9 protein-coding genes are annotated in these 12,111 nt (G+C 39.6%); 7 read left to right on the top strand and 2 right to left on the bottom strand.

Going from position 1 to position 12,111, the window contains the following annotated elements:
- Positions 1-86: 86 nt before the first annotated feature.
- Complete coding sequence (locus V7783_RS02325) at positions 87-446, top strand: DUF805 domain-containing protein (protein ID WP_335677363.1); 360 nt, start codon at positions 87-89, stop codon at positions 444-446.
- Positions 447-510: 64 nt separating this feature from the next.
- Here the strand turns inward: V7783_RS02325 and V7783_RS02320 are convergent, their stop codons facing one another.
- Positions 511-1,683 (bottom strand): putative manganese transporter, encoded by a 1,173-nt coding sequence (locus V7783_RS02320; RefSeq protein ID WP_335677362.1) that lies wholly within the window; start codon positions 1,681-1,683, stop codon positions 511-513.
- 69 nt (positions 1,684-1,752) lie between these two features.
- The gene (locus V7783_RS02315; RefSeq protein WP_335677361.1) at positions 1,753-3,378 is read right to left on the bottom strand and encodes a M28 family metallopeptidase; all 1,626 of its coding nucleotides are present in this window, start codon (positions 3,376-3,378) and stop codon (positions 1,753-1,755) included.
- 108 nt (positions 3,379-3,486) lie between these two features.
- Here V7783_RS02315 and V7783_RS02310 point away from each other — a divergent pair, with 108 nt between their 5' ends.
- From V7783_RS02310 to V7783_RS02285, 6 genes are all read left to right on the top strand, one after another.
- Complete coding sequence (locus tag V7783_RS02310; protein WP_335677360.1) at positions 3,487-4,296, top strand: DUF3025 domain-containing protein; 810 nt, start codon at positions 3,487-3,489, stop codon at positions 4,294-4,296.
- A complete protein-coding gene (locus V7783_RS02305) occupies positions 4,293-5,081 on the top strand; it encodes an ABC transporter ATP-binding protein (protein WP_335677359.1) in 789 nt (262 codons plus the stop codon). Before V7783_RS02310 ends, V7783_RS02305 begins: the two co-directional genes overlap by 4 nt.
- Positions 5,074-6,282 (top strand): ABC transporter permease subunit, encoded by a 1,209-nt coding sequence (locus tag V7783_RS02300; RefSeq protein ID WP_335677582.1) that lies wholly within the window; start codon positions 5,074-5,076, stop codon positions 6,280-6,282. Before V7783_RS02305 ends, V7783_RS02300 begins: the two co-directional genes overlap by 8 nt.
- 138 nt (positions 6,283-6,420) lie before the next feature.
- Positions 6,421-9,474: an ATP-binding protein gene (locus V7783_RS02295; RefSeq protein WP_335677358.1), complete on the top strand. Its 3,054-nt coding sequence runs from the start codon at positions 6,421-6,423 to the stop codon at positions 9,472-9,474.
- Positions 9,475-10,056: 582 nt separating this feature from the next.
- Entirely contained in the window at positions 10,057-10,455 is a 399-nt protein-coding gene (locus tag V7783_RS02290) for a hypothetical protein (protein ID WP_335677357.1), read from the top strand.
- A gap of 635 nt (positions 10,456-11,090) precedes the next feature.
- Positions 11,091-12,107 (top strand): efflux RND transporter periplasmic adaptor subunit, encoded by a 1,017-nt coding sequence (locus V7783_RS02285; protein ID WP_335677356.1) that lies wholly within the window; start codon positions 11,091-11,093, stop codon positions 12,105-12,107.
- The last annotated feature ends 4 nt before the right edge of the window (positions 12,108-12,111 follow it).

The following is a 12,111-nucleotide window of genomic DNA, read 5'->3' as shown; positions in this document are numbered from 1 at the left end:
TTTCATATTGTTGCTTTTTATTTATTATATTGTTGTCGCTAAAAAGCGACACCCGGAAGGGAATTTAAAATAATTAAGGAGTTGATATGGAATATTTTATGGAAGCACTGCGTCGATACGCCGATTTTAACGGCCGTATTCGTCGTAAAGCATATTGGATGTTTGCACTTTTCTATTTTATTTTTTATGTAATTTGTGTTTTGTTGGACAGCGCATTAAATACAGTTTGGATCTCAACAATCTATAGTTTAGCATTGCTTGTTCCGAGTCTCAGTGCTGGTGCAAGACGCTTACATGATACTAATCGTTCAGGTTGGTGGCAGTTAATAGCGTTAATACCATTGATTGGTACGATTGCTCTAATTATCTTCCTAGCACAAGACTCGCAAGAAGGTGAAAATGATCATGGCGCTAACCCAAAAGAAGCTGAACTACAAAGCGCTTAAAAGTACTTAAGTAAATAATTAAATCTTAAGCTCAGCGATCGCTGAGCTTTTTTATTATTGAATTTTAAACACCATAAAAATACAAGCCATAACCTACAAGTATTGCTGGCAAAGCAGAATAAATAGTTGCCACTAATGCAGCACGCGGCGCCATGGCTATTGCTGGGAAAAGCGCATCGCCATCATTTGATATGGCATTAGCTGCGAGAGCGCTAAACGGAATGATCCCTTGAATATAAAGAGTGGTGACCACTATTTGCGGACCACAGCCAGGTAAAAAACCAATCAACACGGCAATTAAAGGGGCTAAATAAGCATAATGGGCAAACCAGGCTTTTAAATCAATGCCAGCAAAGGTGATCAATAATTCAAACAGCATAAATGATGCAACCACCCAAGCAGTCACAAAATGCGTGTCTTGCAAAACTTTATAGAGCTTTGAAGGCGGCGTAATGGTCTCTTCCTCTGAGGCAACGTCTTGGTAGCTTTGTCCTTTAGATGATAATGCCCAGGTTGCTACGGCTATTAACGCCATACAAGCGCCAAATAGCGTAATTGAGTCTGCCAAAACGGCATCGAAGCTATTGAAATCAGTATTAAGAGCGATCATTACAGCAATAATGATACTGGGGATCAATACAACTTGCCAAATAGACTTACTCATTATCAGTGCTTTACTTGGTTGGTTATAGCAGTCATCTGTGTAGTTGTTTTTTGCAGGTCGAAGGTGATCAGCTTTATGTAAGGCATTTACTACGCTGCCACTGATGATGCCAACGCTCAGACCAATAAGCATGATCATGAGACCTTCTAGCGGTTTGGTAGCTAATAATAAAAATGCGGCATCCCCCATGGTCGCTGTTAACACTGCCACCACAGAGCCAAAACTGGCTTGCCCTTTAGTAAATTGTGTTACCACGATTATTGCGCCACCACAGCCGGGCAGAGCACCGAGTAATGAGGCAAAACTGACCTCTAGTAATGGCGATTTTTGACTTAAATAACCCAACTCTAACTGCGGCAGGCGATCAATGGCGAAATAATAAATAAACAAAGTGGCTGCTACAAACACACTTACTTGAAAAAACGCATCGCTCATTGCCGCTAATGTCAGTGATCTGATTGGCGAATAAGCTAAACAAATTAGTAGCAATAGTGGCAGCAACAGTCGCTTATTACTGAAAATAAAATGGCTGGAAGTTGGAAAACTTATTTTAGCTAGTGAGAGAGGGGGCATAAGTGCAACCTAAAAATAATCTAGGTTGCACTTTAAAATTAAATCAAATGAAAATCAATATCATTTGCGTTATTTTCTTTGGAATTCAGAATTTTTATTCCACGTTGGCCACTGAGCTTGCTCAGAAATGTCAAAACCTACTTGATAAAACAATTGTAAGTCTTGCACTGCGCCAGATAAATCCCACTCATCACGGTATCTATCGCATGGCTGATGGTAACAACCACGTAGCACTAAACTCATGCGTTTACGATAATTAGCCGTGTCTTCATCGAGCGCTTCGCTGCCACCACCTGCATACATGGCTGGAATACCCATATTAGCAAATGCAAAGTGATCAGAGCGGTAGTAACCTCCTGATGATGGCTTAGGATCGCCTGATACAGTGCGTCCTTGTGCTTTTGCTGCTACTTCTAAAAGCGAGTCCATTTCAGATTTACCAAGACCCACCACGCTGATATCTTTTACCTTGCCTAATAAATTCAGGCTGTCCATGTTGATATTCGCAACCGTTTTACTTGCCGGGATCACTGGGTTTGCAGCATAATATTTAGACCCTAATAAACCTTGCTCCTCAGCTGTAACAGCTAAAAAGGTCATCGAACGGCTAGGGTGTTTAGGTAAACTTGCAAAGGCTTCGGCTACTTCAATTAATCCAGCGGTGCCTGTCGCGTTATCATGAGCGCCATTGTATATTTGGTCACCTTTGCGGTTTTTATCTGTGCCTAGATGATCCCAGTGTGCTGAATAAATAATATGTTCATCGGCTTTTTCACTACCAGGTAAGGTGGCGATGAAATTATACGAAATAGACTTTTTAATGGTGTTTTTAACCGCAACTGACGCTGTTAAATCGCCCATATCAACATGGTATGCACCTTTAGCTGCATTAGCTTTTGCTGTATCAAAGTCTAAACCAGCTTTAGTGAAAAGTTCTTTGGCAACGTCTGTGGTTACCCAACCTTCAACGGCAACTCTGTCCATATTATTGTTTTCTTTTTGAAAACCGAACTGTTCACCACTCCATGAATTTTCTACAACAGACCATGGGTATGACGCAGGCGCTGTTTCATGAATAATAATGGCACCTGCAGCACCTTGACGGCTTGCTTCTTCGTATTTGTAGGTCCAGCGACCGTAGTAGGTCATAGCATCGCCAGTAAATAAAGCAGGATCTTTAGTTGCAAAACCTGGATCATTAACCAGCATAACGACTGTTTTACCCTTTACATCTAGGCCTTCATAATCGTTCCAGTTGTATTCAGGTGCATTAACACCATAACCCACGAACACTAACTCAGAATCTTTAATGCTTTGTTGTTCACTAATACGGCTGCTGCCCATTACCATGTCTGTTTTATATTGGTACGCTTTACCACCAATATTAAGCACCATATCTGAATCAGCTTCTAGCGAAACCAACGGCACTTCTTGTAAAAAACTATCACCGTTGCCTGGCTCAAAACCCAGTTTTTTAAATTCAGTTGTCAGGTAGGCTAGTGTCAGCTCTTCACCTTTAGAAGATGGTGCACGGCCACCAAACTCATCCGATGCCAGCACTTTTACATGCTCAGCGAGTTGTTCGGCATTTATTGAATCATACCCTTTGCTAACATCATCAGAGGTAAGACTTGTTGTTGCACATCCTGCAAGTACCGCAGTTGCAAGGAGTGTAAGAGAAAAATAACGTTTCATAGTCGCTCTTTTTTTGTTTTAAGTGGGCAGAGTATAAGAACTTCTATTAAATAGAACCAGTTTTTGCGGTAAACTCCCCCTAAAATTACTGTAAAGCTAAAGATACTCATGAAGCGTTTTACTCCTCACGAACAATGGCATAGCGCCAGCTTAGAAAATGGCGCATTTAACCACTTAAATAGATTATTTTCTTTGAACAGTTTAACTGACTGGCCAGCATGTGCATGGTTTTCAAGCTTTCTTGATGCTAAAAACGCTAATCAACAAGTCATTAGTTTCGTTGACGATGCCTGTTTTACTGAGGAAGAGCGCTACTACGAACAAATCATTTTTGACACCGGTAAAGTACCTACGCGGCAACAAAATTGGCATGACCTATTTGGTGGTTTGAGCTGGTGTTTATTTCCTAAAACAAAAGCATTAATTAACCAGCGTCATGTTGAAGAGATCACCTTGCACGGCACAAAGCAACGCTCTAAACACCGTAATGCACTGACCTTATTTGATGAATGTGGGGTGGTACTTGCGGTGTGTGATGATGTTTGGCCACAGCTTCTAAAAAATCACCAATGGCAAGAGGCATTTATTACACACAGAGCTTTATGGGGTAAAACTATTGCACCGTTTATGTTCGGTCATGCTAATTATGAAATGCTGACAAAACCGTATATTGGTTTAACAGGGAAAGCGTTATTTGTAAAAGTACCGAGTGACATATTTTGTAAAGATTTAGCACAGCAGTACCAGTATATTGATCGCAGACTTTATGAGATGATTAAACTTGATAACTGTTTAAGGGACAACAGCCAGCTGTCACCGTTACCCTTGTTAGGCGTACCGGGCTGGTATGACAATAATAACCCCGAATTCTATAGTAATACGGATTACTTTAGACCGAAACGAAGGACGCGAATATGATAGAAGTAAGAGGGCTTAAAAAGAAGTTTAAGCTGACCAAAGATCATAAAAAAAATAAACAAGATAAAGTCGATCCTCGAGAGGATAAAGATTTTTTTCACTCAGTACGTGATGTAAATTTTCATTGTAATAAAGGTGAAGTGCTAGGTTTACTTGGGCCAAATGGTGCAGGTAAAACGACCACTTTAAGAATGATCTCCACAGCCCTAAAGCCAGATGCTGGCAGTATTCACATTGCGGGTGAAGATATTATTAAAAAGCCATTATTTGGCCGAAAATCTATTGGCTTTTTATCGGGTAGTACAGGGTTATATGGCCGTTTAACTGTTAAAGAGAACATTGAGTACTTTGCTAAACTGCACGGTATGAGTAAAGCGGCCATTAAATCTCGTTGCGAGGAATTATTTGATTTACTCGATATGCACAGCTTTATTGATAAGCGCGCAGAAAACCTATCAACCGGGATGAAGCAAAAAGCCAATATTGCTCGCGCCGTTGTGCATCATCCGGCAGTGGTTGTGCTTGATGAGCCAACTACAGGGCTTGATATTATGACCACGCAAACCGTGATCAACTTTATCAAAGGGTTAAAAGCGCAAGGTACGCCGGTTATCTTTTCAACCCATCATTTAGATGAAGTGGCCTTATTATGTGACCGCGTTGCAGTGATCAACGAAGGCATAAGTTGTTTTGATGGCAGTCTTGAGGAATTTAAAAAAGTAGGCAAAAGCGACGAATTGAATCAAGCATTTATGAACATTCTAACGGAGAAAAATGATGTTTGAAGTATTTAAAAAGGAAATAAAAGAGCTATTGCGTGATAAGAAAACGTTAATATTTATCGTCGCACTGCCAGTTGCTATCTTTCCACTGTTATTCGCTGTTATGGCGTTTATAAGCTCTCAAGCTGCGCTTGAAGCAGAACAAAAAGTAAATACGTATGCCATTATTAATGGCCAGTACGCACAGTCGTTCACTGATAAAGTGTTTTACCATAAAAGTTTTGAACTCTACAAAGGTGAGCAAACTTTTACCAGCGTTGCAGAGCTCACTGAGGCAGTAAAGGCGGGCACCATAGATATGGGGATTTACCTGCCATCGGACGCCAAGCAAGCATTAGATGAAGCTAAACAAAGTCAGTGGCAAGTGGTTTATAATGATGCCAAAACAATCAACTTTTTATTTGATCGTGTAAAAGAATTAGCTGAAGAATTTGGTGATAATTTACGCACCGAAAAGCTACTTAGTTACGGTATTAATGAGCAACAACAGCAAGCAATCATTGCACCGATAAAAGTTGTAAAAGTTGATACCGCCGATAAACGAGAGAACCTCGGTGAGAAAATAGGGGGCTTAATACCTTATCTACTGATCCCCTTGGTATTAATGGGTGCAACTTACCCAGCAATTGATTTGGGTGCGGGTGAAAAAGAACGCGGCACATTAGAGACGCTATTACTTACCCCTATTACTCGCACACAACTGGTATTAGGTAAGTTTATAACCTTACTTGCGGCATCCATTGCGACCACCACAATTACGGTACTGAGTATGGGGATTTGGATCAGTATAGCGATCACGTTTGTAGATTTAGCCGTTGTTAAAACAGCATTTAGCTCGTTACGCGTGTTAGATCTTGCTTTAATATTTATTATATTACTGCCTGTTGCAGCAATATTTTCATCACTTGCCTTAGCGATTTCAATCTATGCACGTAGTTTTAAAGAAGCGCAAAACTACATGACACCGCTGACCATGGGGGTTATCTTTCCAATTATTGTTGCACTATTACCTAACGTAGAGCTGACGGCTAAAACAGCGTTTATTCCTGTTACCAATGTAGCACTGGCCATAAAAGAAATTATTAAAGGTACGATTGATTACACCTTACTTGGTTTGATTTTCTTAGCCACAGTATTGGTTGCGGGTGCGTTACTGGCATTTTGTGTTAAATGGTTTAATAAAGAAGAAGTCTTGTTTAGGTAAGCTGATTTAAATAGCACACTCAAAACTAACTAATTTAAAATGGCGGCATATCCGCCATTTTTATTTTAACAAGCGTGGGAAATATCGTAGTAAGTTATCTATACTGTGATTCAGATAATAGACTGTAGAACGTGTTCAATGCCAAATAATAGTCCAGTTAACCGTTTCGTAAGTGGTAATAAAGTATTTCTGATTGCACTGCTCGTTTTTTGTATTTTATTGATCCCCACATTGTACTTTTTTGAATTAAAAAGTAGAAAAGACGCCTACCAATTAGCATACGCTAATTTACAAGAAGAATTAGATACCAAAAGCCAAGCATTACGAGGGCACTTGCAACACAGCATTGCTGCGATTCATTTTTTTAATGTCACGCCACCCGTTACAGGTATTATACGCGCAGCAGAGAATGACTTGGTTGATCCTGTATTAAAAACACCAATAGCGGTTTGGCAAGCACGTTTAGCTGAGATTTTTAGTGGCTTTATGCAAACTGACAGCTACTTAGCGCAGTCGCGTTATATAATGTTGGCTGAGCAAGGCCAAGAAATAGTTCGCATCGATAGAACTGAGCAAGGTATTAAACGCTTAACGGGGCTACAATTACAAAAAAAGGGCCAACGTGATTACGTAAAAGCGGCCAGTAAACTTGATAACAACACGGTGTATATTTCTCCCATTAATTATAATCGCGAAAATGGCGAAATGCAGATCCCTTACGTCAGTATGTATCGTGTTGCAAAGCCTGTTTTTGATAGCGAAGGACAGGTTTTTGGTGTTTTGGTTACCAATTACTTCGCTGAGGAACTCATTAACAGTTTAACCTTTAACACACCGGTAGGTATCAATCTGTACTTATTGAATCATAATGATCAGTTTCTATATCATCCTAATCCTAAACTGAGATTCGCATTTGAATTTGGCCAAACAACTAATTGGCATGATGAGTTTTCAACGACTCAGCTGATGAGTGAATACACGGCATTACCATTAACCGATCTGCCTGCACACTATTACCTAAGTAAAGAAATTACATTAGCGGGGGATGTTGCAATGCACCCCCTTAAATTAGCGGTAGCAATCGATACAGACTATTTACTAAAAGAAGTTACACAACGCAGAGATAATTTAATGCTTGTTGTAATTGGCTTGTTTTCAGCTTTACTTGTTTTGGTATGGTTATACCAACGCTATATAAACCGTAAATTAGAGTTACATTCACTAAAAGAGCAGAATAATAAAATTATTGAAAACTCACTCGATGCAATTGTGACTGTAAAAGCCGATGGCGTGATCTGTAATGCAAATCAAACTGCAAAAGCCAGTTTTAACTTAATTGGTGAGAAAATCGTTTTTAATGAGCTCTTTCACTTAAAAGACCAAGATAAATCTTGTATTGCTACGACAATTGTTGATGGCAATAAAGCCCCCTTTGAAGGCATGTATATAGCAGCTGATAATCTAGAGCATTATTACTCTATTACGCTAACCGCGGTTTTTGACGTATTTAGCCAGCAAACTCAAGTCGCCGCTATTTTGAGGAATATTGATTCACTCAAACAAACGCAAGTTGAGCTTAAAAAGCTCAACGATTCACTTGAACAAAAGGTAGCCCAACGTACCATTGAATTGGAAACCGCGATAGAGGATGCACTGGCAGCAAGCCAAGCCAAAAGCGACTTTGTCGCTAATATTTCCCATGAAATACGCACACCTATGAATGGTGTGTTAGGCATGTTAGACATGCTTCGAGATGACTCCTTAAACGAGGAGCAACAACATTATTTGAAGCTCGCTAACAACAGTGCTAATTCGTTGATGACACTCATCAATGATATTTTAGACTTTTCAAAAATTGAAGCGGGCAAACTTGATATTGATAACCATAGTTTTGACATTATTACAGTGTGCAGTGACATGATCACATCAATGGCATTACAAGGGCAACGCAAAGGTTTAGAAGTCATACTTAATACTGGCAAAGTTATAGATCGCTTGGTCGTTGGAGACAGTCATAGGCTAAAACAAATCTTAACTAACCTGTTAAACAATGCATTTAAGTTTACTCATAAAGGAGAAGTGAGTTTAAGCTTAGATTGTAATTATTTAACGGACGATAAATTAATAATGAGCTTCGCGATAACCGACACCGGTATTGGTATTGAAGCCGCTAACCTAGATAAGTTATTTGATGTATTCACCCAAGAAGACACCAGTACCACCCGTCATTTTGGTGGTACAGGGTTAGGTTTATCAATTTGTCGAAAGCTTGCTCAATTAATGGGCGGAGACATCACAGTAACAAGTGAAAAAGGCAAAGGGAGTTGTTTTACCGCATTGGTAGAATTACATGTTGCAGCAGAGAAAAAACTAAACACGGCAATAGAATTAAGCACAGATATACATGTTGGCGTTTTGATAGCTAAAGACAGTGTGTTTAATAACGTAAGCAATTTATTAGTGAAAAATTGTAACGTAAAAGCTAATAATATTCAGCGCTTTGATTATCTTTTAAAGCATCATGAGCTTAACGTCGATTTACTCGTGATTGATAATGAGCACCCTGAGCTAGAATCATTAATAGCGCTGTGTGATCAACTAAACAAAAAATACATACTGATTTTAAGAGATTTATTGCTCAGCAAAGAAGTTAAAGCCACCTTTGCAGAAAACTGCCACGTACTCAATAAACCACTCACTCAAGATCAATTTAGTTTTAAATTAGCCAGTATTTTTGGTGCAAATAATAGCTTTTTATTGCCAGCACAAAAACAGCCTCACATCGACGAAGCGCAGCTAAATCTTTCACAATTTCATGTATTACTTGTTGATGATAATATGATTAACCTTGAAGTAGCCAAAGCAATATTGAAAAGTACAGCGATTTCGATAAGCTGCGTAAATGACGGCCTAGAAGCAATTGAGGCATTAACATTACAGCAAGCCACACCTTATGATTTGATCTTAATGGACTGCCAAATGCCAAACTTAAATGGGTATGACACAACAGCGGCTATCCGTAAGGGGCAAGCTGGCACTATTTACAAGCATGTGCCCGTCATCGCCATGACCGCAAGTGCAATGGCAGGCGATAGAGAGCGCTGTATTTCAGCCGGAATGAACGACTATATAACCAAACCGATAAAACCCGACACATTAAAAAGTAAATTAATAATGTGGTTAAACCGCTAACCGAGTGGCACTTATATAGTGCAATTAGTTGAGCAAAGTAAGTGATTTAACATTCTTACTGTTGGATTTTTAAGCTATATCATAATTTTATCTGTCGTGTTGAACGCTTCAGTATAAAAAGTAAACAGCGCATGCGTTGGTTATAATACTTTCGCCAAAAACTAAATAACGTCCTGCAAATGCCGAGCTCAATGCTAACGGATGAAAGCTGACTATTACTATCCAGAATGATTTATTTAACAGGCGAACTTATAATAGGCCGATGAGAACGAAAGTTATTCTTTGCAGGACTTGCGTCAACTTCATCCTGCGGCAACTGTATTGCTTAGTTCATAATATAGAAAAGCTGCAAAACACGATGCATTAAAAAGGGTAGGCCCTGCTAACCTAAATACAGCCACTCAAACACCTGTGATACCTTTCAAAACGCCAATTAGACCGGCACTAAATCCTCTTTTTATATTTTACGTAAAATCGAAGTAACTAATTGAATCAAAATAGGAAATCGGCTATGGTTAATGCATCAATAAAAATAAATTTAAAACGAGTTATTCTACAGGCTCGTTATAAGCACTTTAACTTATGAGTAAGTTTTTAATTGTATTTCTATTAATTTCGTTCAATGCTTTTGGTGATGTTATTTCTTTTGGCTGTGGCGAAATCTTCGTTTTTGGTCGAGGAAATCAAAATATCTACCTTTCTAATGATGATTTTCTAAACAGCTCTGACTGGAAATTAGGAGATGTGGAGCCTCCAGTTTCACTTAATATCGCAACAGAAAAAGTTGTTTCACACATAGAGAATAATTATCCCAAAGAAGACATTAACTTTGCCTTTATTCACTTAAAGCACGAAAGTTGTATTATTGATGGGGAGATGAAAACAATATGGCTCTACATATTTGGGCTAGATTCACCAGATGTTCTAGTTGGTGTAACAATGGTTGGGCGTCTAATTGAATCGAAAACCAAAACTGAGTAGTATGCTTATAATCGGGTAGCTGGAGGTCTCCTCCATCTCCCACACCACCCATCAGGCGCTTTTTATTAACAGGAAGTGCAATGGGCGGTCCACCTCTCGTAATGAATATTGATCCAAATATCTTTCAATGACACTAAACCTTGTGACGCTAAATAGTCATTGCCCAGCACAATGTTAATTCCTTTTGTTTTTGAGCTTTGACAAGGGTCTTCGCTTCTAAGCCCTACTTTTGGCAGCATTTACTTATTGCCCTCTAAAGCGCAGCTTCTCTTAACCTCTTTGTGAATAATTCACTAAATTTTTTTTGCACAAAGAGAAGGGAATGAGAAGTAAATGAGGGAAATTTAGCGCTTAGTTTAGGCACATCTTGACGGTCAGGCTTGCTTCCGCCTGTAAATCAAATCTAACCGTTCAAGTTAAGGCTTATTCAGCTAATAATTATTCATCTAAATGTTCACCTAATAACAAGTGTAAAGCGCTGCATTCAATACAACGCTTTCAATTACCTTTTTTCTTGCCACTTCTAAGGTATTTCAACGTATTGTTTTGCCAGTTAATCGAACTAGACTTTTTATTGATCAAAAGGCTGATACACTGCGTATCATAATGGAAATAATAATTAATTAGGTGATCTTTTGAAATTTCGCGTGCTTATAACCTGTGTTTATTTTTGCTGTGCTGCGGTTGTACCTTCGGCATTGGCTGCCAATGTACTTGTAGAACACGTTGCGATGGAACATGCCAAAGAGCAAGTGCAAGCCGTTGGTAATGCTGAAGCTATCCGCTCCGTAATCCTATATCCTGCAGTAGGTGATAAGGTGACAGCGGTACATTTTAAGCCCGGCGATCAAGTATCATCTGGTGCTGTGTTACTCGAACTTGATTCGCGTAGACAAACAGCGGCATTAAACGAAGCGAAAATAAAGCTTGCTGATAGCGAGCGTATCCAAACTCGTTTACAGCAAAGTCATGCAAAAGGTGCGGTTCCGCAAAGTGACTTAGACGATGCTAAAACCGTGTACGAGTTAGCAAAAGTGGCAGTCACCAAAGCTGAAACTGAATTACAAGATCGCCAAGTCCGTGCGCCATTTAGTGGCACTATGGGGTTAACTGATGTGGAAGTTGGTGACCGTATCACCACACAAACGGCCATCGCCAGTATTGATGATACCCGTGCTTTGTATATCAATTTTAACGCGCCAGAATCAGCAATTAGTATGCTCAGAAACAGCGCAAATGTGCAGGTTATTCCATGGCAAGGCAGTACTGCTGTTAATGCTAAGGTTGCTTACCTTGATTCACGAATCGATCCTCAAACGCGTACGTTGCGGGTCAAAGCAAAATTAGAGAATAAAAACGCACAATTTTTACCTGGTATGAGTTTTAGAGTGCATATAGAAATTCAAGGTGAACGTTATGCGGCAGTGCCGGAAGCGGCATTACTGTGGGGCGCTACGGGTCCGTACGTCTGGAAAAGTGTTGAGCAAAAAGCCACCCGTGTTGATGTAAAAATTCAACAACGTTTAGCGGGTCGTTTATTGGTTTCTGGCCCTTTACTTGAAGACGATCTTTTAGTAGTTGAAGGCGTGCAACGACTTCGTCCAGCGCAAGCACTTGAGTTTGTGCAGCCACTTGCAAACGTACAGGAGTAGCAAG

It is taken from the genome of Pseudoalteromonas sp., assembly GCF_036960685.1.
Lineage (GTDB): Bacteria > Pseudomonadota > Gammaproteobacteria > Enterobacterales > Alteromonadaceae > Pseudoalteromonas.
This window is presented reverse-complemented; position numbering and strand designations above follow the sequence as displayed.

Coding starts and splice junctions, on each gene's coding strand:
- V7783_RS02305 (WP_335677359.1), top strand. CDS start 4,293: ATGATAGAAGTAAGAGGGCTTAAAAAGAAGTTTAAGCTGACCAAAGAT.
- V7783_RS02300 (WP_335677582.1), top strand. CDS start 5,074: ATGTTTGAAGTATTTAAAAAGGAAATAAAAGAGCTATTGCGTGATAAG.
- V7783_RS02310 (WP_335677360.1), top strand. CDS start 3,487: ATGAAGCGTTTTACTCCTCACGAACAATGGCATAGCGCCAGCTTAGAA.
- V7783_RS02325 (WP_335677363.1), top strand. CDS start 87: ATGGAATATTTTATGGAAGCACTGCGTCGATACGCCGATTTTAACGGC.
- V7783_RS02290 (WP_335677357.1), top strand. CDS start 10,057: ATGAGTAAGTTTTTAATTGTATTTCTATTAATTTCGTTCAATGCTTTT.
- V7783_RS02320 (WP_335677362.1), bottom strand. CDS start 1,683: ATGCCCCCTCTCTCACTAGCTAAAATAAGTTTTCCAACTTCCAGCCAT.
- V7783_RS02315 (WP_335677361.1), bottom strand. CDS start 3,378: ATGAAACGTTATTTTTCTCTTACACTCCTTGCAACTGCGGTACTTGCA.
- V7783_RS02295 (WP_335677358.1), top strand. CDS start 6,421: ATGCCAAATAATAGTCCAGTTAACCGTTTCGTAAGTGGTAATAAAGTA.